We start from the raw sequence: 25,476 nt of genomic DNA, 5'->3' as shown, positions 1-25,476 counted from the left end.
ACGTGTACACCAGAGAGCACTTCAGCCTCCCCTCGTTGGAAGCCACGTGCGAGTTCGTGCGGGAGCGGTCGTTCGGCGTGCTGGCGACGTGCCACGAGGGCGAGGTGTTCACCTCACCGCTGCCGCTGGACCTGCGCGGCACCGAGGAGACCGGCCTGTTCGTCGCCGGGCACGTCGCCAAGGCCAACGACATGGCCGCCGCCTTCGCCGCCGGGCCACCGGCCACGATCACCGTGCTGGGGCAGGACACCTACGTGCCGGCCGAGTGGTTCGGGGTGCGCAGCCGCATCCCCACCTGGCTGTACACGTCGGTGGAGATCTCCGGCCGGCTGGAGCTCAGCGACCCGGCGCGCACCCGCGAGGACGTGGTGGTGCTGATCGACCGGCTCCAGCGCAGCACGGTCGAGGGCTCCACGTGGACGCTGGACGAGATCCCGTCGAACCTGTCGGACGGCTACCTCAAGAACATCGTCGGCTTCCGCCTGCACGAACCGCGGTTCAAGTCGTGCTTCCGGCTCAACCAGCGCAAGGGTGAGACGGAGAGCCTGGCCTCGGCGCTCGCCGCCAGCGACGTCGCGGCCCGCCGCGAGCTGGCACCGCTGGTCCTCGACCCGCCCACCCACAGACCCGGGTAGGCGGCCGTGGACTGGGGGAACGACGGCTTGGCCGAGCTGCTGGAGCTCGCGACGACCGGTGACGCGACGACGGCGGTCGAGTGGCGTGACGGCGGGCTGACCCGCGCCGAGCTGCGGGCGGCGGTCGACGCGCTCGCCGACCTGCTGGTGGAGCTGGGCGCGCCGCGGACCACCGTGCTGCTGTTCGGACCGCTGTGCCCGGCCTACGTGGTGGGGCTGCTGGCGGCGTTGCGGTGCGGCGCCGTCCCGGTGCCGGTCGACGCCGGGCTCGACCCCGACCGGTACGCGTGGACCGAAGGGGTCGCGCGCCCGTCCGTGCTCGTGACCAGCGACGTGTCCACCGTGGCGCACTTCCGCGGCCGGACGGACGCGGGCGAGGTGCTGCTCGACGCGGCGACCGGTCGCGTCGCGCTGACCACGTCGCCGGGCGCGCCGACCGCGTGGCGCTACCCGACGCCGGACGCCGGCTACCTCATCCCCACGTCGGGGTCGACGGGCGAGGCGAAGGCCGTCGTGGGCAGCCGGAGCGGCCTGCACGCCTTCCTGTCGTGGTTCGTGGCCGAGTTCGGCCTGCACGCCGGCGACACCTGCGCCGCCGTGACGAGGGTGAACTTCGACCCGTCGTTGCGGGAACTGCTCGCCGTGCTGGTCGCGGGCGGGAGGCTGCGCCTGCCCGAGGTGGACGCCCAGCTCGACCCGCGCGCGGTGGCGGAGCACTTCGCGGCGGGCACGTCGACCGTCGCGTTCCTGGTGCCGTCGCTGGCCCGGCGGGTCGCCGACGCGCTGCACGCCCGGTCGGCGACGTTGCCGGACCTGCGGTTGGCGTTCTTCGCGGGCGAGGTGCTGCCGACCCGCGTGGTCGAGCGGTGGGCGCGGCTCGCGCCCGGCGCGGAGTTCGTGAACCTGTACGGGATGACCGAGGGCACCCTCGCCCAGCTCTACCGCCGCGGCGTGACGCCGACGACGGGCGGCGCGGCGAAGGTCGTACCGGTCGGGCGCCCGCGGCCGGGCGTCGAGGTGAGGGTCGACCAGCCCGGCCCGGACGGCCACGGCGAGGTACTGGTCACCTCCGCCAAGCCGGCGCTGGGCACGCTCGCCGACGGCGGCGGGTCGGCGCCGGGCACGTTCCGGATCGACCCGATGCCCGCGACGCTGCGCACGGGTGACGTGGGACGGCGCACCGACGAGGGTGAGCTGGTGATCGTCGGGCGGCTGGGCAACACGCTCAAGGTCGCCGGCAAGCGGGTGTCGTTCGACCGCCTGGTGGCGGCGGTGGAGGACCTGCCGGGCGTGGACCAGTGCGTGGTCGTGGACCGGCAGGGGCCGCACGTCTTCGTCGCCGCACCGGACCCGGGTGCGTTGCGGGAGCTCGTGCTCGACGTCGTCAAGCGGCTGGAGCTGCCCCGGCCGGTCGTGCACGTGCGCGCCGAGTTGCCGTTGCTGCGCAGCGGGAAGGTCGACCGGGTGGCCCTGGCGGCGTCCGTCGAGGACACACCGGTGGTCGACGCGGCGGCCGGGCGCGGTGTCGAGGACGCCCTGCTCGACCTGCTCGGCCTCGACGCGCCGGAGTCCTTCGTGGACGTCGGCCTGTCGTCGTTGGACATGATGGACTTCGCCCTGGAGGTGAACCGGCGCTTCGGGGCGGACCTGTCGGTGCGGGACTGCTTCGAGCACCGCGACGTGGCGTCGCTGGCGCGGGCGATCGAACGGTCGGCGGACCGGACCGCGCCGACCGGAGAGGTCCTGGGAGGCGACCCCGGACCGGGCCCGTACCCGTTGTCGACGCGCCAGCACGCGTACATGGCCATCACGATGGCCGACGGGAACGCGAACTGGTGCAACCTCTCGCGCGAGATCCCGGTCGACCGCGCCCTGTCCACGGCCGAGGTCGGCGCGGCGGTCGCGGAGCTGGTCGCGCGGCACGACGTGCTGCGGCTCGCGCTCACCCCGGACTGGTCGCGGCAGGTCCACGTGGACACCGCCGGTCGCGGGTTCGCGGTCACCGTCCACGAGTCCTCCGGTGATCACGACGACCACCGCGACGTGGTGCAGCGGGCCCGCGTCGAAGCCGTGGCGGAGCTGGTCGACCCGACGCTCGCGCCCGCGATCCGCGTGGCCCTGGTCCGCGGCCGGGAGACCGGTTCCGTGATCCTGGTCGCGCACCACCTGTTCGTGGACGGCCTGAGCCTGGACCTCCTCGCGGCCGACTTCCGCGCCCTGCTGCGCGGCGAGCGGCCGGACGACGTGCCGCGGCAGGGTTTCCGGGGCTACTGCGTGGCGACGCGGCGCTCCCCGGAGCCGCCGGCGGCCGACGTCGAGCACTGGACGGCGTTCCTCAGCGGCGTGCGGCAGGTCGAGCTGCCGGAAGCGCCGGGAGCCGACGCCCAGGACGGCATGCTGGTGTCGCGGCCGTTCGGCGTCGCTTGTTCCCGGGCGGCGCACCGGGTGGCCGAGGCGGTCGGGGTGTCGGTCTTCGCGGTCGTGCTGGCCGCGTTCGAACGGGCCGTGGCGGAGGAGTTCGGGCTCGGACCGCTCTCCGTCGTGGTCCCGGTGCAGGTGCGCGAGGGCTACCGGACGTCGACCGCGGGCATGTTCATGAGCCAGCTCGTGGTCCGCGGCACGGGCTCCACGTCGTTGCGCGACAACGCCCGGGAGCTCGCCCGCCAGGTCGAGGTCGGCACGGCGCACAGCGCGTGGGAGTTCGACCAGCGCGTCGAGGCGTTGGGCTTGGCGGGTTCCGCCGGGTTCCCGTTGTCGACCGTGCTGTTCAACCAGCACCCCAAGCCGCGCGGGCTGCGGGTGCGCGACCTCGGCAGCCGCTCGCCGCGCGAGTTGGGCCGGAAGCTGCGCTACCAGTTGCAGGGCGAGTTGCAGATGTCTGCGGGGGAGATCGCCCTGACCTACTACTACCGGCGCGGGATCGCCCCGGACGGGACGGGTGTGGTGGACCGGGTCCACGCGCGGGTCCTGGCGGCGGTCTCGGCGGCGGGGAGGGCCGGACATGCGGACTGAGGTCGCGACGATCGGCGACGACGAGGCGCGCCTGCTCGTGCACCGGGCCGGTGGCACGCCCGTGTACGCCTACAGCCGGGAGGCGCTGCGCGCGGCCGTGCGGCGGGTGCGGGCCGCGTCCGTGCGGGACGCGCACATCTACTACTCGTTGAAGGCCAACCCTCACCCCGGCGTGGTGAACTTCCTGTCCACGCTGGTGGACGGGTTCGACGTGTGCTCGACGACGGAGCTGGAAACCGCGCTCGACACGGGTACGCCGCCGGAGTCGGTGCTGTTCACGGGGCCGGCGAAATCGCGCGCCGAGGCAGCCGCCGGGCTCGCCGCCGGGGTCGCGGTCACGGTCGAGTCACCGTCCCAGGCGCGGCTCTTCGCCGACGTGGCGGCCGAGCTCGGCGTCACGGGGCGGGCCGTGGTCCGGCTCAACACGCCCTATCCCCCGCGCGCCGCCGGCGGGCCGGTGTCGCCCAACCAGTTCGGGGTGTCCGCGGCGGACTACGACGAGGTCGCGGCCGTCCTGCGCGGGTCGCCGGTGGAGTTGGCCGGGTTGCAGGTGTTCTGGGGCTCGCAGTACTTCGACGCCGACGTGATCCTGGCGGCGCGGAAGGCGGCGTGGGAACGCGCGGCCGAGCTCGCGGCACGGCGGGGTGGCCCGTTCGGGTTCCTCTCGCTCGGCGGCGGCATCGCCATGCCGTGGCGCGACGGCGAGCCGGACGTGGACTGGGCGGGGCTGGGAGCGGCCGGCCTCGCGCCGGTTCGGGACCGCCCGGCGGAGGTCGTGGCGTGCGAGTACGGCCGGTCCGTCGTCGGCCCGGCGGGCAGCCTGATCACCACCGTGCTGGACGTCAAGGTGATCGACGGTCGGCGGTACGTGCTGGTCGACGCGGGGATGAACCACGTGATGATCGCCAGTCGGCTGGTGGCGGGGTCGGGCCGGGGTGAGCCCTCGGTGCGGGCGGTCGGGGCGGGCGGGGCGGTCGGGCGCGCGCACGTGACCGGACCGCTGTGCTCGCAGCTCGACGTGCTGGCGGAGGACGTGCCGCTGCCCGAGGTGGTGGTCGGCGACCTCCTGGTGTTCTCCGGGGTCGGCGCCTACGGGCCGTCGTTCAGCCCGGCCGGGTTCCTGAGCCGTGATCCGGTCCGAGAGGTCGTGCACTGAGATGATCACGGGTGTCGAGGCGCTGAGCCCGATCCAGCGCGCCTACCTCGTCGGCGACCAGGACGGGCTGGAGCTGCGCGGTCCGGCGCGCTACTACCTGGCGTGCGACCTGAGCCCGGAGCACGTGCCGGGCATCGGGGCGCGGCTGGACCGGCTCGTGCGCGCCAACGACGTGCTGCGGACCCGGGTGGGCGCGGACCTGGCGCTGTCGCCTGCCGGAGAGGCCGTGGTCGAGGTCGACCTCCGGCCGGTGGCGGACGCCGACTTGGCGGCGGCCGACGACGCGGTGCGCCGTGAGCTGACCTCCGACGGGTTCGGCTTCGGCGAGTGGCCGCAGTTGCGGGTCGTGGTCGTGCACAGCGCCCGGCGGGCGAGCCTGCACCTGTGCTACGCGCTGTGGTTGATGGACGCCGCGTCGCTCGGTCTGTTCCTGGCCGGGTTGGTCTCGGACCAGGTGTGCCCGACCGGCGACGCCCCTGCCCCGGTGCGCCGGCGGTCGGCTCGTGACGAGCGGTTCTGGCGCGAGCGCGCGGCCACGCTGCCCGGCCCGGCGGAACTCCCGCTGCGGCCGACGTGGCGGCAGTCGGGCCCGGCCGTCGCGCACCGCGTGGTGACCTTCGACGCGGCGACCGCGGACCGGATCGCCAAGACCGCCCGCCACCACGGGCTCACGCCGCCGATGGTGTACCTCGCCGTTTACGGGTCCGTGCTCGGGCAGCTCGGTGGCGAGGCGGCGCACACGATCACGGTGCTGCACTCGCAGCGGTCGGCGACCTCCGGTCTGGGCAATCACGGCAACACCATGCCGTTGGCGATCCCGGCCACCGCCGGCACGAGCTTCCTCGACCTCGCCCGCGCGGTGCAGCGGACGTACCTGACCCAGGCGATGCGCGGTTCGCTCAGCGGTGCGGAGATCGTGCGGCTGGGTGATCCCGACGGCGACCCGCGGCGCCTGCCCCACCCGTTCGCCTTCACGTCCCTGGAGGTCGACGGGCTGGGCGAGGCGGACCTCGGTCTGCGCCGGCGGTGGGACGAGGTGCAACTGCGGGTGCCGCAGGTGCTGATCGACCACCAGGTGGTGCTGGAGTCGGACGGTGAGGTCCGGCTGGGCTTCGACTGGCGGGCCGACGCGTTCGACGAGGGTTTCGTGGAGGACTTCGTCGACCGCTGCGCGGACCTGGTGCGGGCCTTGGCCGATGACCCGCTTCACCCGGTGCCCTCGGGGAGCGACGTCCTGGATCAGTCGGACGGGCGAATAACGCAACCTGTGACAACCCCAACCGCATTTCTCACGTTAGCCGGTGAATACGGCCCCGGCGGCGGCGAGGCGTGGACGTGCGTACCGCAGCGCACCCCTGCGCCCCAGGCGCCGCGGGCCAGCGGGACGGGACGGGAGGTGCGGCCCGAGGGAGCTCTGCGGTCGGGCGGGGTCGCGCGGCCCGAGCGCGCGGTGGGACCCGGCGCGATGTCGCGGCCGGGCGGGATGGCGCGGCCGGGTGGGATGGCGCGGCCGGGTGGGAGGGTCGTTGATGCGCTGCACGAGCGGGTGCTGCGCGTTGCGGCCGAGCGCCCCCACGCGCCCGCCGTCCACGACGAGAACGGCACGCTGAGCTACGCCGACCTCGTCGAGCGGGCCGGTGGGGTGGCCGACGCGCTGCTCGCCTCCGGCGCGCGGCCTGGTGACCACGTCGCGGTCCACCTGCCGCGCGGACGCGACCAGGTGGTCGCGGTCCTGGGCGCGCTGCTGGCGGGCTGCGTCTACGTGCCGCTGGACCACGGCGTGCCGGACGGCCGCCTCGACGGCATCGCGCGCCGCGCGGGCGTGAAGTTCGCCGTCACGGTGGCGGGAGCGGCGGCCGGCTGGGAAGCCCGAGGCGCTTGCCCGCTGCTCGTGCCGCAGAACGCCGGCCCCAGCAGCCGCAGCGCCCGGCCGGATGGGTGGCCAACCGCGTACGTGATCTTCACGTCCGGCTCGACCGGGGAGCCCAAGGGCGTCGTCATCAGCCACGCGGCGGCGGTCAACACGATCGACGCGGTCAACGACGTGCTGGGCCTGGGCGACACCGACAGCGTGCTCTCGGTCTCCTCCATCGGCTTCGACCTGTCCGTGTACGACATCTTCGGCCCCCTCCTGCGCGGCGGGTCGGTGGTGATGCTGTCCGAGCGGACCGCGCGCGACCCGGCGGCGTGGGCCCGGTTGATCGACCGGCACGCGGTGACGGTCTGGAACTCGGCGCCGGCGCTGGCCTCGCTGCTGGCGGAAGAGGGTGCGGCCACGCCGTCGGTCCGGGCGTTCATGCTCAGCGGCGACTGGATCCCGCTGACCCTGCCGCACGCGCTGGAACGCCTGGCGCCCGGCGCGGAGGTCGTCAGCCTCGGCGGCGCGACGGAGGGCGCGATCTGGTCGATCCACCACCGGATCACCGACGCCGACCGCACCGGCCGCTCGATCCCGTACGGCACGCCGCTGCGCGGCCAGGACGTCCTCGTCCTCGACGCCGCACGGCGGGTGTGCCCCGACTGGCAGGTCGGCGACCTCCACATCGCCGGCGCCGGGGTGGCGGACGGCTACCTCAACGACCCCGAGCGCACCTCGGCCGCGTTCTTCGACGACCCCGAGCACGGCTGGGTCTACCGCACCGGCGACCGCGGCCGGCGGTTCCCCGGTGGCGTGGTGGAGTTCCTGGGCCGCACCGACACCCAGGTCAAGATCAACGGCCACCGGGTGGAGCTCGGCGAGGTCGAGCACCTGCTCGAAGGCCTGCCCGCCGTGCACGGCTGCGCCGCCTGCGTGCGCGGCGAGGGCCGGCGCAAGCGGATCGTCGCCTTCGTCAGCCTCGCGCCGGACGCGCCGACCACGTGGCGCGAGGAGGCCTACGCCGCGCTCCGCAACGCCCTGCCGCAGTACATGGTGCCGGACGTCCTCGCCGAACTGGACGAGATCCCGCTGACCGCCAACGGGAAGGTCGACCGCCGGAAGCTGGGCGCGCTGGCACTGGACGACGCGCCCGACCCGACGGCGACGCCGCAACCGCGCGACCTCGTCGGGCACGAGGTCGCGGCCTGCTGGCAGGAGGTGCTGGGCGAACCGCCGGGCGAGGGCGGCTTCTTCGAGGCGGGCGGCGGTTCGTACGACGTGATCCGGCTGCTGTCCCTGCTGCGCGCCAGGTTCGGGTACGCCGTGTCATTCGGCGACTTCATGGTCGACCCGACCGTCGCGGGCCTGGCCGCACGGTGCCGGCAGGCGCGTCCGGCGGAGCAGACGATCTGGGCCTACCAACCGCGTGCCGCGGCGGCACCGCGGCTGCGACTGGTCCTCTTCCCCCCGGTGGGCGGCGGGGTGTCCTGCTACTCCCCCCTGATCCGCGACCTGCCGGTGGACGTCGAGGCGCACGTCGTCGGCTTCGACGCACCGCAACCCGACGACGCGCTGACGTTGACCGACCTGGCGCGCCGCTGCCTGGAGCGGCTGCCCGCCGACGTCCGGTCCGGTGACGTGCCGCTCGTGCTGGGCGGGTGGTCGTTCGGTGGCGCGCTGGCCTTCGAGGCGGCACGCCTGTGCGGCGAGGAGGTGGCACGAGTGGTGGTGGTCGACACGCCGGTGTCGGCGGGGTCGCGGGGCTTCGACGAGCCGTCGCTCGGCGGGTTCGCCGCGGACGTGCTGGAGACCAGCGGTGTGGCGGTCGACGCGGAGCAGGTGGCCGCGGACCCGACGTTGGCGAACAGGTTCGAGGTGTACCGCCAGAACCTGGCGCTGCTGCGCGGGTGGACGCCGGCAGCGGCCGGGGCGTCAAGAGCGCCGGTCGTGGAGTGCCGCGCGGAACGGCGCCCGGCCGAGCGCGACGCCGACGCCTGGAGCCGGGTGGCGGAGGTGGCGGACGTGGTGGTCCTGGAGGGCGGGCACTTCGACGTGTTCGGTGGCGACAACGCCCGCTCGGTGCTCGCGGCGATCAGGGGTGTGCGGTGATGGCGGTGGACGTGCGTGGCGCGATCGTCCGGGAGTTGGGTGCCCGCGGGTTCACCCTGTCCGGTGACGAGCACGAGGTGGACCTGATCAGCGCCGGGGTGAACTCGGCGACGCTGATCCAGGCCCTGTCCGCGTTGGAGGAGGTCTTCGACGTCGACCTCGACACCGAGCGGCTGTTCTCGGCGCGCGTGACCGTGACCCGCTTGGAGGCGGAGATCACGCGCGCCTTGGCGTCGCCGTGAACGGGCCGTCGTCAGGTCGTGTAGTCGGCGTTGATCCGGACGTAGCCCTCGGTGAGGTCGCAGCCGTACACGGTGAACGCGCCGTCGGCGATGCCCAGGTCGATGTTGATCACGACCTCGTCGGCGCCGAGGTACTTGGCCGCGCGCTCCAGCAGCGCGTCGCTCGGCTCCTCGGGGTGCATGGGCAGGTCGTCGAAGAGGATGCGGACGTTCTCGGGGACGATGTCGGTCTCGTCCTCGAGCTTGCCGATCGCCATGGCGATGCGGCCCCAGTTCGGGTCGCAGCCGTGCACGGCGGTCTTGACCAGCGGCGAGTTGACGACGCTCTTGCCGACGAGCTTGGCCTGCGCGTCGTCGCGGGCGCCGGTGACGCGCACCTCGATCAGCTTGCTCGCGCCCTCGCCGTCGGAGGCGATGTCCCGCACGAGGTGCAGCGCGCACTCGTAGAGGGCCTGCTCGAACTCGGCGGTGTCGACGGGGCCGGCCAGGCCGTTGGCGAAGATCGCCGCCGTGTCGCTGGTCGAGGTGTCGGTGTCGATGCTCAGCGCGTTGAACGTGCGGTCGACGACGCGGCGGAACGCGGCGTCCAGCTCGGCGCCGTCGATGTCGGCGTCGGTGAAGAAGAACGCGAGCATGGTGGCCATGTTCGGCTCGATCATGCCGACGCCCTTGGCGATGCCGACGAGCACCGCGTCGCCGACGCGGACGTGGCAGGTCTTCGGGCGGGTGTCGGTGGTCATGATCGCCGTCGCGGCGCGTTCGTAGTCGGCCTCGGGGAACGGCCACGTCAGCGCGTCGAGGTTGGCGCGGATGCTCTCCATCGGGTAGGGCCGGCCGATCACGCCGGTCGAGCCGATGACGACCTCTTCCGGCGCCACACCGGCGATCTCGGCCACGCGCCGGCGCACCTCGACGGCGTGGGCGGCGCCCGTCCGCCCGGTGGCGACGTTGGCGTTGCGCGAGAGCACCACCATGCCCCGGCAGTGGCCGGTCGCCGCGGACTCGCGGCTCAGGACCACGCTGGGGCCGGCGAACCGCGACTTGGTGAACACCGCGGCCGACCGCGCCGGCACCTCCGAGACCACGGCGGCGAAGTCGTCGCCGACGTCCTTCAGCCCCATGTTCTTCGTGATCCCGCGAAAGCCCCGCGGCACCGCCGTCTCCGTCATGGACACCTCAGATCTGCTCGTGTGCGGCCACCCCGCCCAATGGATGGGCATACCTTACACTGCATAGTCAACATGCGCTCTGTCGACAGAGCCCGGAGCCTGCCGCCCCCGCGTTGCATAACTATCCACAACGCCCACGTCACACGATCGGGTGAGTCGGCCGCGTCTCCCACGATCCGGGAGGTTTCCGGCCGCGCATTGCCCCCGCGGCGCGCGCTGCGCGACGCCGGCCTCCGCGCGCGGACGTCGGGGGACGCGTGGCGGGGGCACTGGGGGCATCAGCGCTTCGGCTTGCGCGACAAGGGTTTCCCACCGCGGATCGCGGCACGTCCGCCGTCCGCGTCCCACGCCGTCCGGGCGAGCCAACCCGGACCGACGACACGGCGGTGTTCCGGTTTCCCCGCCGTGCGCTCTTTTCCCTTCCCGTGGAGGACGGTCGGCTATGACAAGTCTTGACACCTCGGCCAGAGAGACGTTCGCCGTGCACGCGCACGACGGCGTCGTGCGGATCGCCTTCGACGGCACGCACCGGTCCAACGCCATGAGCAGCGCCCGGATGCGGGCCCTCACCGAGATCCTGCGCGAGGTGGAGGCCGACGACGACGTCGCGGCCGTGGTGCTGCACGGCGGCGAGGGCAACTCCTTCGCGGTCGGCGGCGACTTCCACGAGGTCAGCCACTTCTCCGGCGGTGACGAGGTCGACCACTGGATCGACAGCATCACCGACCTCTACGTCGCGAGCTTGGAGATCACCAAGCCGACCGTGGCCGCGATCGAGGGCTACGCCATCGGCATCGGCCTGCAGCTCGCGCTGACGTGCGACTTCCGCGTCGGCGCGGACACGTCGGTGCTGCGGATGCCGGAGTTCCAGCTCGGCATCGCGTGCAACTTCGGCGCCTACATGCTGGAGCGCTCGGTCGGGCGGCACGTCATGCAGAACATGCTGCTGTCGTGCGAGGAATGGCCCGCGGAACGCGCGCTGGGCGACGGGCTGCTGCACCAGGTGGCGCCCGCGGCGGAGGTGTCGGCCACGGCTCTGGCGCGGGCCGCCGCGTTCGCCGAGTACAACCCGGTCGCGGTGCGCGGCACCAAACCGCAGATGAACGGCGACTACGTCGAGGGGTTGCACGTGCTGCGGGAGACCGCGAAGAAGTCGCACCGCGCCGGGTTCGCCTCCGGTCGCCCGCAGGAGCGGATGCGCCGCATCGTGGGGCAGGCGTGAGGGGAGCGTGGGCGGTCGTCGCCGACCGGCGCGTCCCGGGGCTGGAGCGGTTCACCGAGCCCGTGCGGGTCGGTGACCTGTTCGTCTACCACCGGGGCGGCACGAGCCTGCCGTCGACCGCGCCGTTCGAGATCGACGTGCGCACGCTGGCCGCCACCGTGCCGGACGGCGAGTTGCCCGCGGAACCCGTGCAGCGGACCGTGATCCGGGTCGCCGAGGGCGAGGTGCTGGCGTCCACGTCGGTGTTCAACGAGGAGGCGATCTACGCCGCGGAGGGCCCGTCGGGCGGGTTCGCCTACTTCACCGACCTGCTGCTGGCCGCGCTCGTGCTGCCGGCGCTGGAACTGGGCGTCCGGACGTCGACCGCGCCGGTGGGCGTGGACCCGGAGGCGACGCTGGTCGTCGGAGTGCGGCGGCTGCGGCACTCCACGCGCGAGCGCCGGACGCTCGCCGACCGGCACCGTGCCACCGAGCAGTTGGACGACCTGCTGGAGCGGTTCCGCGAACCGCACCGCGACGACCCGCTGACGGCGGGCAAGGCGCAACTGTCCGAATTGGACGGTGTGATCGGCGCCATCGCCGCCGACCGGCCGGGCGCGGGTTACGCGACGTTGCTGTCCGGCGGCATCGACTCGGGGACGGTGACCTACCTGGCCGCCGCACGCGGGCTCGACGTCGTGCCCTACAGCGTCGGCACGCCGTGGGGCGACGAGTTCGCCGACGCCCGGGAGCTGTCCGACGCCGCCGGCCTGCGGATGCGGGAGGTGCGGCTGGACGAGGACGCGATCGTGCGCGCCATCCCCGCCGCCGTGCGGTGGCTGGGCACGGCCGCCGCGGAGGTGGTCGAGGTCGCGCTCACGGCCACCGCCGTCTACCAGGCGGGCGTGCTGGAACCGGGTCGCGTGCTGCTCACCGGCTACGGCAGCGACCTGATCAACGCGGGCCTCTTCACGCCCTTCGAGCGCCCGGAGGAGCTGATCGAGCAGGGGTTGGAGTCGATCCGGCGCACCCGCGTGAGCGGCGAGCTGTCCAACCGGATGCCGCTGGCGCACGGCGTCGAGGCGTTCCACCCGTTCTGGACCCTGCCGGTGATGCGGGTCGCGCTGGAGACCACGCCCGCGTGCAAGGTGCGCGAGGGCCGGGAGAAGTTCCACCTGCGGTCGGCCATGGCCGAGCACGTCGCACCGGGGATCGCCTGGCGGCGCAAGATCGCCGTGCACCACGGCGGCGGGCTCCAGGACGGCATCCGGCGGCGGGTCGCGGCCGACCTGGGCGAGTCCGATCCCGAGCGCGTCTACCGCGCGTGCTTCGCGGAGCTGCTCTCCCTGGCCGGGCGAGGACGTCTGGACGACTGGGACGCGCAAGAGGTCTACACCGCCGCCGTCGCGGCATCCCGATGAGTGAGGAGAGTGGTGTCGTGGAAGGCAGCCTGACCGAATCCGGGCTCGGCGCGGTGCTGGCCGCGGGAGCCGACGAGCCGATCGAGGAGTTCGTGCCGCGGGTGCGGGAGGCGGCGCTGTCGCGCGGTGTCGTCCTGGTGCGGGGGCTCGACTTCGACGAGCCGTCCTTCCAGCACCTGGTCCACCTGCTCGGGCAGACCGTCGACCACAAGTTCGGCGAGGGCCGGGCCGACCTGCTCAAGCTCAACGCGTCGCGGGACGAGGGCAAGGTCGTGACGGGCCGCGGCCCGCTGCCGCTGCACACCGACGGGCTGCTGGTCGGTGAGCAGGTCGACCTGATCGTGTTGTTCGCCAAGGACTTCTCCGACGAGCCCGGCTCCGGCGAGACCACGGTGTGCGACCAGTTGGCGGCGTGGCGGGAGATGCCGGAGCACCTGGCGGGGCCGCTCGCCGACGGCGAGCTGGAGTACCTGGTGGAGGAGCGCGGCTACTTCCCCCAGGTGCCCGCCGACTGGTACGGGATCGCCACCACGCGCGATTACGGCCGGGTCCGGTCGTTGAACCTGGCGCTGCGGTTCGGGCCGGACGTGCCGCGCGGCTGGCTGGTGCGCCTGGCGGGCGTGGACGAGGCCGCGTCGGACAAGTTCTTCGAGGAGCTGTCGGACCACCTGCACTCGCCGCGCTACCTCTACCAGCACCGCTGGCAGCCGGGCGACCTGCTGGTGATCGACAACCAGCGCACCCTGCACGGGCGCACCGCGATCAGCTCGGACGGCGTCCGCCTCCTGTTCCGCGGCCAGGTGACCCTGCCGAACGCGCCCTGACCGCGCGCGTCCCGGATCCCGTCGGCGCGGCGGGATCCGGGACGCCGTGGTGGGTGGTGTCGCACCTTCGGGTGGACGGTCGGTTCCGCCGTTCCGCGACGCCGGCGCTTCGCGCGATGCTGGCTCACAGGCCCGCCCGGGCCGACGAGAACAGCAGCCAAGGACAGGACGGGCAGTCGTGGCAGTGCCGTCGGACGAACCGGTCGAGAACGCGCCGGAGCACCGCTCGTTCAGCCGTCGCGCCGTCCTCGGCGGGCTGGGGGCGGCCGGGCTCACCGCCGGCCTGCCCGGCGCCGTCGCCCACGCCGAGGACCGCGCGGACCCCGTGCCGCCGGGCTCACGGCGGGCACGGGCGTACCGGATCCGCGAGCAGGCGGCGGCACGCCAACTGGGGCTGCCGGCGGCGCAGCACCACGACAACGGTGACGAGGCGGCCCACCCCGACCTGATCGGCAACTACGGCAAGGGGCTGCCGCACGACGGGCTGGGGCGCGTCGACCCGGCCGCCTACGCCGGCATGGTGCGCGCGGTCTCCGGCGACGAGCCCGGCGACCTGGACGGGATCGTCGTGGACGGGCCGGTCGGGCTGGCCAACCCGCACGCCGCGTTCACCTACGGCCTGGTCGGCGCGGACTCCCACCAGCTGACCGTGCCGCCGCCACCACCGTTCGCCGGCGCGACGACGGCGGCGGAGATGGTCGAGCTGTACTGGCAGGCGCTGTGCCGCGACGTGCCGTTCGCCGCCTACGACACCGATCCGCTCATCGCCGCCGCCTGCCGCGACCTGTCCCGCCTCACCGGTTACGAGGGCCCGACCGAGCACCGGCGCGTCACACCGGCGACCGTGTTCCGCGGCCCGATGCCCGGCGCCCTGACCGGGCCGTACCTCTCGCAGTTCCTCCTGCGCGACGTCCCCTTCGGCCCCGCGACGATCAAGCAGACGTTCCGCGTGCCGGCGCCGCGCGACGACCACCTCACCGACTACGACGAGTGGCTGCGCAACATCCGCGGTCACCAGCCGGAGCGCGAGAGCGCCTACGACGGCACCGCCCGCTACCCGCGCAACGGTCGCGACCTCGCCGAGTACTCCCGCCTGAACTTCGCCCACCAGCCCTACCTGATGGCCACCCTCCTGCTGATCGACCAGGGCCCGGACGCCTGGGACCGCAACAACCCCTACCTGCGCGCCAACACCCGTCCCGGCGTCACGTTCGACTGGTCCCACCCGCTCGACCTGGTGACCCGCGTCGTGCAGGCCGCGCAGCTGGCCGCCTGGTTCCAGAAGTGGTGCGTGCACCGCAGGCTCCGCCCCGAGGAGTTCGCCGGCCACGCCCACAACCACGCCCTCGGCCGGGTCGACCACCCCCTGCACCCGCAACTGCTCGACGCCGAGGCGCCGGACCGCGTCCGCGCCGAGCACGGCACCCTGCTGCTGCCGATGGCCTACCCGAGGGGATGCCCCACCCACCCCTCCTACACCGCCGCGCACGCCACCGTCGCGGGCGCCTGCGCGACCGTGCTCAAGGCGTTCTACGACGAGGCCTTCGTCCTGCGCGACCCGGTCGTGCCCAGCGCGGACGGCACGTCGCTGCGCCGCTACCCGGGGCCGCCGCTCACCGTCGGCGGGGAGCTGGACAAGCTCGCCTTCAACGCCGCCTACGGCCGCAACTTCGCCGGCGTGCACTGGCGCTCCGACACCACCGCCGGGCTGCTCCTGGGCGAGCAGGTCGCCGACCACCTGCTCGCCGACCTGCGCCGCACCCTCACCGAGGAGTTCGACGGCTTCACCTACACCCGCTTCGACGGCACGACCGCGATCGTGTGATCTGATCCACGCCGACCCGGGCGGGCCGGGGTGAATCCTTTCGCGGTGTCGGGGTCTCTTATGGGCGATGGTTACGTCAAGAGGGACACGTGCGACGGGTTCGCGGCGTGCTGCGGGGGTGGACGTGGTTGACCGCGGTTGGGCGAGCGAGCAGCTCATCGAGGCCGCACAGGGCGGTGACCTGGAGTCGCTGGCCGCCGTGGTGCACGGTGCTCATCCGCACGTGCTGCGGTTCGCCGGGCACCTGTGCGCCTCGCCGCAGGACGCCGAGGACGCGGCGCAGGAGGCGTTGATCGTCCTCTACCGCAAGATCGGGTCGTTGCGGGCCACGGCGGCGCTCGCGTCCTGGATGTTCCGGGTGGTCCGGCACGAGTGCCTGCGCCGCGCCCGGCGGCTGTTCGACCGCTACGACGAGGCCGGCGTCGTGCCGGTGGCGTCCGCCGAGGACGAAGTGCTCCGGCGGCTGGAAGCCGAACGCGTCGCGGAGGCGATCCGGGCGCTGCCCGACGTCCAGCGCCGCGTGCTGATCATGCGCGACGTGCTGGGCCGACCGGGACGGGCGGTCGCCGAGGCGCTCGGGCTGAGCACCCCGGCGATGAAGTCCCACCTGCACCGGGCCCGGACCGCGCTCCGGCTCAGCCTGGGTGGCGGAGCCGTCCCGCCCTCGCCGTCCGTCCCGAACTGACGTTCCCGACCACCCCGCTCCGAAAAGGAACCCCACCATGCTCGAAGCCGGATCACCCGCACCGCACCTGGCGCTGGAGGACACCACGGGGCAGGCCGTCAGCCTGTCCGACTACCGGGGGCGGCACGCGGTGTTGCTCTTCTTCATGCGCTCGACGTCGTGCCCGGTCTGCAACGCGCACGTCCGCGACCTCGTCGAGCGCGCCGACGAACTGGCCGCCGACGACGTCCGCGTCCTCATCGCGGTCCCGGAGGACCGCGAGGCGGCGACGGCGTGGAAGGCGAAGCGCGGGATCCCGTTCCCCGTCCTCACCGGCCGCCGCGAGAGCCCCCACGAGCTGGTCGGCTTGAGCAGGAAGGTGTTCGGGTCGATGCAGCAGTCCGGCAGCGTCCTCGTCGACCGCGAGGGCGTCGTCCGCCACGCCCACGGCGCCACGCTGCCCACGAGCAGCTACGACAAGAAGGGGATCGCCGCGGCCGTCGCGTCGCTGCGCGCCCCGGCCTGAGCGGTCAGCGGTTCTCCAGCGCGGGGACCGGCTCCTCGACGGGGCCGGTCCCGCGCAGCGCGATCATGCCGACCACCGCGAACACCACGACGACCGAGGCGCCCACGACGGCGACGGTGTGCAGCCCGGACGCGAAGGCGTCCCGCGCGGTGGCGAGCACGGCGTCCGCCGGCGAACCGGGCAGGCTCCCCGCCGCCTGTAGAGCGCCGGCCATGCTGTCCGTCGCCAGGGCGGCGGCCTCGGCGGGCACCTGCTCGGGAACGGCGACCTCGGCGCGGTAGACGGCCGTGCCGACGCTGCCGAACACCGCGATGCCCATGGCGATGCCGAACTCGCCGCTGGTCTCCGACATGGCCGACGCGGCACCGGCCTTCCGCGGCGGCACCGAGCTGACCACCATCTCGGTGCACAGCACGCCCTGCGGCCCCATCCCGAAGCTCGCGATCGCCATGCCCGCCACCACGAACGCCACCCCGCCGACGCCGGTGGCCTGCGTGAACAGCAGGATCCCGCCCGCCGCGACCAGCATCCCGAACCCGAGCACGAACTCCGGCCGGAACCGCCGCGCCAGCCGCGGCGCGATCAGCGACCCGACCACCACCGCGCCGGCCTGCGGCACCAGCCAGAGCCCGGCTTGCACGGCGGTGAGCCCGGCGACCATCTGCAGGTACTGGCTGACCAGCAGGAAGACACCGCCCATGGTGAGCGCGCCGACCAGCATGATGCTCACCGCCGCGCTGAACGCCCGCACCCGGAACAGCCGCAGGTCCAGCATCGGGTCGGCCAGGCCGCGCTGACGGCGGACGAACACCACGCCGACCGCCACGCCGACGACGAGCACGACCACGTTGAGCGGCGACACGCCGTCCTTGGCCGTCTCCTTGAGGGCGTAGACGATCGGCAGGATCGCGCCGAGCGACAGCACCACGCTCGCCGGGTCGAGCCGCCCGGCGGCGGTGTCGCGGTACTCCGGCAGCAGCTTCGGCGCGGCGACCAGCAGCAGGACCATGACCGGCACGGCCATCAGGAACACCGAGCCCCACCAGAAGTGCTCCAGCAGCACGCCGCCGACCACCGGCCCGATCACCATGCCGCCCATGAAGCAGCTCATCCACACCGCGATCGCGGTCCCCCGCTGCCCGGGGTCCTGGAACATGTTGCTGATCAGCGCCAACGTGGACGGCATGAGCGTCGCGCCGGCGATCCCGAGCACGGCCCGCGCGCCGATCAGCATCTCCGGGCTGGTGGTGAACGCCGCCACGACCGACGCCACGCCGAACGCGGCGCCGCCCGCCATCAGCAGCTTCCGCCGGCCGATCCGGTCACCCAGGGTGCCCATCGTGACCAGGAAGCCGGCGATCATGAAGCCGTAGACGTCGATGATCCACAGCAGCTGGGTGCTGCTCGGGCGCAGGTCGGCGGCCAGGTGCGGGACCGCCAGGTGCAGCACGCTCATGTCCACCGACAGCAACAGCGTCGGCAGCGCCAGCACCGCCAACCCCGACCACTCGCGTCGTCCTGCCCTCATCGTCGTCTCCCCGGTCTCGATCGTGCCCTGTCACCCTTGAGTCGAACGGCGACGACCCGGATCGACATCCCGGCCCGAGGTCGTCGAAGAAATTTCCGCGGATTTCTCCTTTGACACCCCTGGGAGAGTGGATTCTCGTGGGACGAAACGACGATGACGCGACTGCGCTCCGCGACCTGGCCGGGCTGGCCACCCCGATGGCGCTGCGGGTCGCGGTGACCCTGGGGTTGCCGGACCGGTTGCTCGGCGACGGTCGCCCGGCCGACGAGCTCGCGGTCGAGCTCGACGTCGACCCGGTCGCCCTCGAACTCCTCCTCGCCCACCTCGTGACCCTAGGGGTGCTCGAACGCACCTCCACCGGCTACCGGACGAGCGCGTACGGCGCGAACCTCCGCGTCGACGCCGGCAACGGCCTCGCCGACCTCCTGAGCCTGGACACCGCGGGAGGGCGGGCGGAACTGGCGTTCGTCGAGCTGGCGCACAGCGTCCGCACCGGTCGGGCGGCCTACCCGCACCGGTACGGGCAGGACTTCTACCGGGACCTGGCCGAGCACCCGCACCTCCGCGCGTCGTTCGACCGGCAGATGACGCACCGCTTCCGCGCCGACATCCCGCAGATCGTCGCCGGTGTCGACTGGTCCCTGTTCGCCACCGTCGTGGACGTCGGCGGCGGCGAGGGCGGCCTGCTCGCCGCGATCCTCCTCGCCCACCCCGGGATGCGCGGCCACCTGGTCGACCTCCCTCCGACCGCCGCCGGCGCCCGCCGCACGTTCAGCGCTCACGGTCTCGACGAGCGGACCGAGGTGACGGCCGGCAGCTTCTTCGACCCGCTGCCCGCCGGCGCGGACGCCTACGTGCTGTTCGACATCCTCCACAACTGGGACGACGAGCACGCCGACCGCATCCTGGGCCGCTGCGCCGAGGCCGCCCACCCCGGCGCACGCGTGCTGGTCGTCGAAGGGGTCGGCGGGCTGCGTGCGAGCACCGCGAGCGACCTGGACATGCTCGTGATCTTCGGCGGGCGCGAGCGGCGGCTCGACGAGTTCCGCGCGCTCGGCTCGCCGCACGGCCTGGTCCTCGACACCGTGACCGACCTGACCGATCACCGGTGCCTGCTCGAATTCCGGCTCACGGCCGGATAAGCGTCGCCCGCGTGGCGAGTTCGGCGGATTTCGAGTCCCCGTCAGTGTGAATTCACGCTTTACCGTTAACAGAACGTGATCGTCTCGGTACCGTCCGAACAAGGGCGGGAGACCAGGGGACGGCATGGGCATCTCGGGGCGTGATCGAATCGGGCCGCGGGTGGTCCGCAACGAATTCGGCGGGCACGCGGACACCGTCGTCCAAGCGGATGTGATCAACGGTGACGTGGTCACCCGGGCGCGATCCGCCCTGGACGACGCCGCCGACCTCCTGGCGGCCGTGGTGCGCCGGCAGTGGGAAGCCGAGGCCGCCGTCCGCTCGCTGCGGCGGCCGGAGCCGTTGCGGCTGCGCTGGGCGCCCACCCGCCGGCCGGTCGCCTACCCGCACCCGCCCGCGGTCATGGGCGGCGACCTCGGCGACCTCGACCGGTTGTTCGCCTCGTTGGCGAGCCGGCAGCTGGTGGTCCTGGGCGGACCGGGCGCGGGCAAGTCCGCCACCGCGCTGCTGCTCGTCCTGGACCTGCTCGAACGCCGAACGCCCCGCGAGCCCGTGCCGGTGCTGCTGTCCCCCGCCTCGTGGAACCCGCACGACGAGCACCTCGAAGACTGGATCATCCGCCGGCTGGAGATCGACTACCCCGCGTTGAAGAACCGGAGGGCCTACGGCCGGCACGCCGCCCGCCGCCTCGCGGTCGAGCAGCGCCTGCTGCCGCTGCTCGACGGGCTGGACGAGCTGCCGCCGGAGCTGCTCGCGCCGGCGCTGGAGGGCGTCCACCACGCGTTCGGCCCCGGCCGGCCGTTGGTCCTGACCTGCCGCGGTGACGAGTACGAAGCCGCGGTGCGCGCCGGTGGCGCGGGGCTGCCCGCGGCCGCGGTGGTCGAGCTGGAGCCGGTCGCCGCCGACGACGCGATCGAGTTCCTCGCCACCTCGCTGCCGCAGGTCGTCCGGCGCTGGACCCCGGTGCTCGACCACCTGCGCACGACCGGCGACCCGGTGCTCGCGCGGTCGCTGTCCACGCCGTTGACGATCAACCTCGCCCGCGCCGTCTACGGCCGCGTCGACCGCGACCCCGCCGAACTGGTCGACCGGACGCGGTTCGCCGACCACACCGACCTCGAACACCACCTGCTCGACTCACTGGTGACCGCGGTCTACGGCGACCCGCCGACACCGCCGCCCCGGCTCGCGCCCCTGCCGCCGGGCGCCGGGCGCTACCCGGCCGACCGGGCACACCGCTGGCTCGGTTTCCTGGCCCGCCACGCCGCCGCGAACGCGGCCGGCGACATCGCCTGGTGGCGCCTCCCCCGGCCGCGCCTCGTCCTGGCGACCACCATCACCGGCCTGCTGTTCTGGGCGACGGTGAGCGAGAACTCCAGCATCGCGGTCGGCTTCGCGCTGGGAGTCTCGTTCACCTGGCTGATCGGCACGGTGCGGCGGCGGGCGCCGTGGCGTCACCTGCTCCTCACACCCGTGGTGCTCGGCGCGGCGACCTTCTTCATCAACTACAAGTACCCCAACTCCCCCGGCATGAACGCGGCGGCCGGGGTGGGGCTCGCGCTGCTGGTCGCCATCGCCCTGTCGGTGGACCGCCCGCCGCACCGGACGGGCCTGCGCCTGCACGGACGTGGCAAGGCCGTCGTGTCCAGGATGGCCCTCGGCCTGGTGATCGCGGTCGCCGCCGTGGTCGGGGCAGCGGTCGTGCACGGGGCGGGCGGCGGCCGGGAGGTGTGGATGGCGCCTCTCGCGCTCGGCGTGATGGTGGCCGTGGCCCTGGGCATCGGCGCCTGGCTGACCAGCCCGCCGGACCGGTTCAGCGTGCCCCGGCCGGACCGGTCCCTGCGAGGTGACGTCGCGTCGACCGCGGTGTGGCTGTTCGCCTGGGCCGTGGCGTTCCAACTGCCCTTGGTGTTCGCCATCGTCGCCCTGGGCAAGTCCGTCGACGCCTCGCTGGTGGCCGCGGCGTTGAGCTTCGGCCTCGGCACCGGCCTCGGCTGCGTGGTCAACAACGCCTCGGTGCTGTACGCGGCCTCCCTGGCGTGGTGGGCGTTGCGCGGCCGGCTCCCGTGGCGGTTGATGCGGTTCCTCGACGACGCGCACCGACGTGGCGTGCTGCGGCAGACCGGCGGCGTCTACCAGTTCCGGCACACCCGCCTGCGGCGTCACCTGGCCGCGTCCGGCCGACGCCCGGTCAGTCCTCGTGAGCCTTGACCACCTTGCCGATCGCGGTGGCGGCCAGGGTGGTCGCGCCTGCCTTCACGTTCGCTCCCTCGGTCTGGTTGGAGTACGTGACGGAGTAGACGACGTTGCGGTAGCGGACGACGATCTCCGCGGTCCACTTGACCTTCTCCTGCGCCACGAGCTCGGCCTCGTCGGCGCCTTCGACGTGCACCGCGACGCCGGTGCGGACCTGGTCCTCCATATGCTCCTTCGCCTTGTCCACGCCGGACAGCTGGTGGTTGGCGTGGTAGACGTAGCTGGTCACGATCACGAAGGCGCCGCGGACGTTGTCCTTGGCGAGCCTGCCCGAGTTGTTCCAGGTGCACTGCCCCTGGTCGTGCAACTGCCCCGTGCCCGGGTTCGCGCCGCCCGCGCTGTAGTCCATGCGGCCGGGGATGTGCGGCGCCACCTCCGCCTCCTCCAGCATCGCGCAGCCGATCGGGGCCTTCTCCAGGTCCTCGGACGTGTCCACGACCGGCTTCGCCTGGCTGTCGCCTTCGAGCTCGACGTACACGAAGTACCCGCCGACGCCCAGGCCCAGCACGAGGAGGATGACCAGCACCGCGATCAGGGGCCCCTTCCCGCCGCGCCGGGCCGGCGGCCCGCCAGGCATCCCAGGCCCACCCGGTCCCCCCGGCATCCCATGCCCGCCAGGCATTCCCGGCCCGCCCGGTCCCCCGGGCCCCCACTGCCCGTTGGGCATGCCCGGTCCCCCCGGCATGCCCGGTCCCCACTGCGGCGGGTGCGGTCCGGGTGGCGGTAGCTGCCCCGGTGGCGGGAATTGCGGGTGGTGGCCGTGCTGGGGGAACTGCTGTGGCGCACCGGGGTGCGTCATCCGATCTCCTCGACCAAGGCCGTCGTGTGTCCCATGTGCGATACCACCCGCGTTGTCCCGGCGAAATGTTCCCGGCAGCGCGGCGGCCCGACCGCGGACCGCGCCTACCCCACAGAAGGCGCGGTGCGCAGGCGAAAACCCGCCGACGACCTCCGGATCACGACCGTACGCGGGCGCCCGCCCCCGCGGTGTCGGGTGAACGCCCTACAACGGGGTAACGGTTCGGTTGAGCTCCGCGAGCGTGACCAGCCCGTCGTCGAGCGCCCGGCTCACCAGTTCGCTCTTGGTGCGGGCCGCCCGCCCGGCGTTCGCGTACTTCACCCGCACGCGGGCGATGTGCGTGTCGACCGTCTTCACGGTGATGTTGAGCTTGGCGGCGACGAGGTCCTTCGACGACGACGTGAACCACGCCCGCAGCACCTCGACCTCGCGCGGTGACAGGCGTGGCCGGTCCGGGGCGTCGTCGGCGACGAGCGCGCCCGACAACGACGGCGCGGTGTACGGGAGTCCCTGCGCGGTGGCCCTGATCGCCGGGATCAGGTGGTCGAGCCCCTCCCGCTTGGTCAGGTAGGCGAGCGCGCCGAGGTCGACGCACTTGAGCGCGGTGGCGGTGTCCGCGTGCTGCGAGTAGACGACCACCCGGCGGCCGTTGTCCACCAGCCTGCGCAGTTCCGCGAAGTCCGGCCGGCCCGGCGTCAGCTCCAGGTCGAAGATCACCACGTCGGCCTCGGCGCCCGGACCCGTCCACACGTCGGCGAGCCGGGTGCCCGCGTCGACCAGGCGGATCGGCGGCACGGCCTGCTCGCACCAGTACCGCACGCCCGCGGTGATGGCCGCGTGGTCGTCCACGATCACCGCCGTGATCACGCCGTCGGCTGCCACGTCGCCTCCACCCAGACCGTCGCACCGTTGCCGAGCACCTCGACCCGCACGTCGGACGCCGCCGGGGTCGGCGGCGCGACCTCGTCGCAGTCCGCGACGACGTTGACCGACACCAGCCCCTGGTCGCCGACCACCGTGACGCGGGCCCACGAGCCGGCCGTGGCGAGCGCGGTCAGCGCGGCGTCGGTCAGGTCGCGCCGGACCGCGACGGGCGGTGTCGGCCAGTCGCCGCGCGCTTCCAGTTCCACCACGACGCCCTTGCGGTCGGCGACGTCCGCGCAGTGCCGCAGCTCGTGCAGCAACGGGTTCGTCACCACGTCCGTCTCCGCGCCGAGCCGCCGCATCCGGGCGGCCTCGATCGCCGCACCCCGCCGCACCGAGGGGTCCTCGGGGCTGAGCGAGCCGTCGGCGAGGCCCTCCAGCAGCGGGATCGCGCCGGCGGACAGCTCGGCGAACCGCTGCTGCCTGCGCCGGTGGGACTCCGCCGCGACGGCCTCCGCGGTCCGCACCCGTTCGACCTCGGCGGCGGCGGTCGCGGCGTCCGAGCCGAGCCGGTGCAGCACGGTGGCCACCACCGCCAGGCACAGCGGGAAGCCGATCACGGTGACCGAGCCCGTGGCGAGCCGCGCCAGGTCGCCCTTGTCCACGTCGGAGAACAGGAGCATGTTCGACAGGGCGATCAGCTCGTGGGCCGACAGGAACGCCACGACCGTCCCCAATGGACGGTCCAGGAGGACGACCAGGCCGACCCAGTTGGCCGCGCCGAACGCCCAGTCGACGGCGCTCGCGGTGCGATCCTCGGGCAGCGTCACGGCGGCCAGCGCGGACGCGGCCAGCACCACGGCGACGGCGAGCGGGCGGAGCCTGCCCCACGGCCGGCGCCGGGCGAGCAGCACGGCTTCGCCCACGAGCACCGCGGCCAGCGCGGCGAACGCGGACAGCTGCACGAGCGGGAAGTCGTGGGACTCCCAGCGGCGCAGCAGGTTGACCAGGCCGAGCACCCCGACCACGACCGCGGTCACGAGCAGGGTCGCGACGCGCAGGCCGAACAGGAGCTGGGCCCGCGTCTGCACGCCGACGGCGTCACTCACCACGACCACGCCATTCCAACCGGACGACGGTGCCCGCGCCGACGGTGGAGAGGACCGTGGCCGTGCCGCCGATGCGGTTCAACCTGCCGTGCACGGATTCCCGCAGCCCGCGCCGGGTCGCCGGGACGGCGTCGGGCGAGAAACCCCTGCCACCGTCGGCGATGTCGAGGCGCAACCGCCGCTCGTCGCCGCCGAGCCGGATGGAGGCGTGCGAGGTGCCCGCGTGCCGGCGGACGTTGTTGAGCGCCTCACGGGTCGCGTCGGCGAACACCGCCGCCACGTCGGACGGCAGCGGCAGCCGGGCGGGCGCGTCGAAGTCGACGTCCAGGTGCACGGCCTCGACCTCGTCGGCCAGCAACCGCACGAGGTCGGTGCGCCGGGACGCGTCGGCGCGGCCGGAGCGCAGCCGGTCCAGGTCGCGGCGGGCCTGCGGCGCCAGCCAGGCGCTGTCCGCGCGCACCTGCCCGCTGCCGACCATCAGCAGCGTCGCGGCGGCGGTGTCGTGCAGCGCCGCCGCGAACTCCCGTTCCTCGGCCCGCACGGCCGCCGCCACCGACGACTCCCGCCGCGCGCGGGCCGCGTCGGCGGCCGTGCGGTCGGCCCGTTCGGCGGCCCGCCGGACCACCTGCCAGGCCGCGCGGGACAGCCCGGCCGCCACCAGGATCCACACCTGCGAGATCACCAGGTCCCGGTCCGGCGACCCGGCCGCGGTGACCGAGGCGGCCAGCGCCGCGCCGGCCGCCAGTGCCGCGACGGCTCCCGCCCTCGGCGACGTGTGCCACTGGTAGGTCACGCAGGCGAACGTGACGAGGAGCCTGATCCACCCGACGTTGGTGCGCTCGACGGCGTCGGTCGCGACGATGCTCAGGCACACGCCGAGCAGCACCACCACGTCCACCGCGACCGGCAGGCCGCCATCGGTCCTTTGTAGCCACCAGGCGTACCCGCAGGTCCACACCACGGCGACGCCGACCGCCGACGCGGTGGCGGGCAGGTGTTCCGGTGTCACCCGCAGCATGGCGATCGCGCCGATGGGCAGCACCGTCGCCAGTCGCACCACCGCCGCGTACCGACGACCGAACCGGCGCAGCAGCAGTTCGGCCTGCCCTGCCATGCCCCGCACCTCGCCTCGCACTCG

The 25,476-nt window shown here is 73.7% G+C and carries 19 protein-coding genes; 13 read left to right on the top strand and 6 right to left on the bottom strand.

Going from position 1 to position 25,476, the window contains the following annotated elements:
• Positions 1–2: 2 nt before the first annotated feature.
• The 5 genes from LNK82_RS22545 to LNK82_RS22525 are packed head-to-tail and all read left to right on the top strand — an operon-like array spanning position 3 to position 9,012.
• Positions 3–635 carry an FMN-binding negative transcriptional regulator gene (locus LNK82_RS22545; RefSeq protein ID WP_230569032.1) on the top strand — a complete coding sequence of 211 codons (633 nt, stop codon included), beginning with the start codon at positions 3–5 and terminating at the stop codon, positions 633–635.
• A gap of 6 nt (positions 636–641) precedes the next feature.
• Positions 642–3,647, top strand: a complete 3,006-nt coding sequence (locus LNK82_RS22540; RefSeq protein ID WP_230569031.1) for an AMP-binding protein — start codon at positions 642–644, stop codon at positions 3,645–3,647.
• A complete protein-coding gene (locus LNK82_RS22535) occupies positions 3,637–4,803 on the top strand; it encodes an alanine racemase (RefSeq protein WP_230569030.1) in 1,167 nt (388 codons plus the stop codon). Before LNK82_RS22540 ends, LNK82_RS22535 begins: the two co-directional genes overlap by 11 nt.
• A gap of 1 nt (position 4,804) precedes the next feature.
• Positions 4,805–8,770: a non-ribosomal peptide synthetase gene (locus LNK82_RS22530; RefSeq protein WP_230569029.1), complete on the top strand. Its 3,966-nt coding sequence runs from the start codon at positions 4,805–4,807 to the stop codon at positions 8,768–8,770.
• Complete coding sequence (locus LNK82_RS22525; RefSeq protein WP_230569028.1) at positions 8,770–9,012, top strand: phosphopantetheine-binding protein; 243 nt, start codon at positions 8,770–8,772, stop codon at positions 9,010–9,012. The genes LNK82_RS22530 and LNK82_RS22525 overlap by 1 nt, the downstream gene beginning before the upstream one ends.
• An 11-nt stretch (positions 9,013–9,023) precedes the next feature.
• On the opposite strand, the gene argJ is transcribed toward LNK82_RS22525, so the two are convergent.
• Complete coding sequence (gene argJ / locus LNK82_RS22520) at positions 9,024–10,181, bottom strand: bifunctional glutamate N-acetyltransferase/amino-acid acetyltransferase ArgJ (protein WP_230569027.1); 1,158 nt, start codon at positions 10,179–10,181, stop codon at positions 9,024–9,026.
• Between the two features lie 442 nt (positions 10,182–10,623).
• Here argJ and LNK82_RS22515 point away from each other — a divergent pair, with 442 nt between their 5' ends.
• The 6 genes from LNK82_RS22515 to LNK82_RS22490 all read left to right on the top strand — a co-directional run bounded on the left by LNK82_RS22515 (position 10,624) and on the right by LNK82_RS22490 (position 16,642).
• Positions 10,624–11,403, top strand: a complete 780-nt coding sequence (locus tag LNK82_RS22515) for an enoyl-CoA hydratase/isomerase family protein (RefSeq protein ID WP_230569026.1) — start codon at positions 10,624–10,626, stop codon at positions 11,401–11,403.
• A complete protein-coding gene (locus tag LNK82_RS22510; RefSeq protein WP_230569025.1) occupies positions 11,400–12,803 on the top strand; it encodes an asparagine synthase C-terminal domain-containing protein in 1,404 nt (467 codons plus the stop codon). Before LNK82_RS22515 ends, LNK82_RS22510 begins: the two co-directional genes overlap by 4 nt.
• Before the next feature lie 17 nt (positions 12,804–12,820).
• A complete protein-coding gene (locus LNK82_RS22505) occupies positions 12,821–13,627 on the top strand; it encodes a TauD/TfdA dioxygenase family protein (RefSeq protein WP_230569024.1) in 807 nt (268 codons plus the stop codon).
• A 178-nt stretch (positions 13,628–13,805) separates the two neighbouring features.
• Entirely contained in the window at positions 13,806–15,452 is a 1,647-nt protein-coding gene (locus tag LNK82_RS22500) for a vanadium-dependent haloperoxidase (RefSeq protein ID WP_230569023.1), read from the top strand.
• 118 nt (positions 15,453–15,570) lie between these two features.
• On the top strand, positions 15,571–16,137 hold the full coding sequence (locus LNK82_RS22495) for an RNA polymerase sigma factor (protein ID WP_230569022.1): 567 nt from the start codon (positions 15,571–15,573) through the stop codon (positions 16,135–16,137).
• Between the two features lie 37 nt (positions 16,138–16,174).
• Positions 16,175–16,642, top strand: a complete 468-nt coding sequence (locus LNK82_RS22490; RefSeq protein WP_230569021.1) for a peroxiredoxin family protein — start codon at positions 16,175–16,177, stop codon at positions 16,640–16,642.
• Between the two features lie 4 nt (positions 16,643–16,646).
• Here the strand turns inward: LNK82_RS22490 and LNK82_RS22485 are convergent, their stop codons facing one another.
• Positions 16,647–18,170: an MFS transporter gene (locus LNK82_RS22485; RefSeq protein WP_230569020.1), complete on the bottom strand. Its 1,524-nt coding sequence runs from the start codon at positions 18,168–18,170 to the stop codon at positions 16,647–16,649.
• A gap of 137 nt (positions 18,171–18,307) precedes the next feature.
• Here LNK82_RS22485 and LNK82_RS22480 point away from each other — a divergent pair, with 137 nt between their 5' ends.
• A complete protein-coding gene (locus LNK82_RS22480; protein WP_230569019.1) occupies positions 18,308–19,312 on the top strand; it encodes a methyltransferase in 1,005 nt (334 codons plus the stop codon).
• A 160-nt stretch (positions 19,313–19,472) separates the two neighbouring features.
• The gene (locus tag LNK82_RS22475) at positions 19,473–21,521 is read left to right on the top strand and encodes a hypothetical protein (protein WP_230569018.1); all 2,049 of its coding nucleotides are present in this window, start codon (positions 19,473–19,475) and stop codon (positions 21,519–21,521) included.
• On the opposite strand, the gene LNK82_RS22470 is transcribed toward LNK82_RS22475, so the two are convergent.
• The 4 genes from LNK82_RS22470 to LNK82_RS22455 form a co-directional block, all read right to left on the bottom strand.
• Complete coding sequence (locus LNK82_RS22470; RefSeq protein WP_230569017.1) at positions 21,502–22,143, bottom strand: hypothetical protein; 642 nt, start codon at positions 22,141–22,143, stop codon at positions 21,502–21,504. The genes LNK82_RS22475 and LNK82_RS22470 overlap by 20 nt on opposite strands.
• Before the next feature lie 426 nt (positions 22,144–22,569).
• Positions 22,570–23,247: a response regulator gene (locus tag LNK82_RS22465; RefSeq protein ID WP_230569016.1), complete on the bottom strand. Its 678-nt coding sequence runs from the start codon at positions 23,245–23,247 to the stop codon at positions 22,570–22,572.
• A complete protein-coding gene (locus LNK82_RS22460; protein ID WP_230569015.1) occupies positions 23,229–24,338 on the bottom strand; it encodes a hypothetical protein in 1,110 nt (369 codons plus the stop codon). Before LNK82_RS22460 ends, LNK82_RS22465 begins: the two co-directional genes overlap by 19 nt.
• Entirely contained in the window at positions 24,331–25,452 is a 1,122-nt protein-coding gene (locus LNK82_RS22455; protein ID WP_230569014.1) for a sensor histidine kinase, read from the bottom strand. Before LNK82_RS22455 ends, LNK82_RS22460 begins: the two co-directional genes overlap by 8 nt.
• Positions 25,453–25,476: the final 24 nt, after the last annotated feature.

Source organism: Saccharothrix luteola (assembly GCF_020859565.1).
Taxonomy (GTDB): Bacteria; Actinomycetota; Actinomycetes; order Mycobacteriales; family Pseudonocardiaceae; genus Actinosynnema; species Actinosynnema luteola.
The sequence above is the reverse complement of the archived record's forward strand: the minus strand, read 5'-3'. Positions and strand labels throughout refer to the sequence as shown.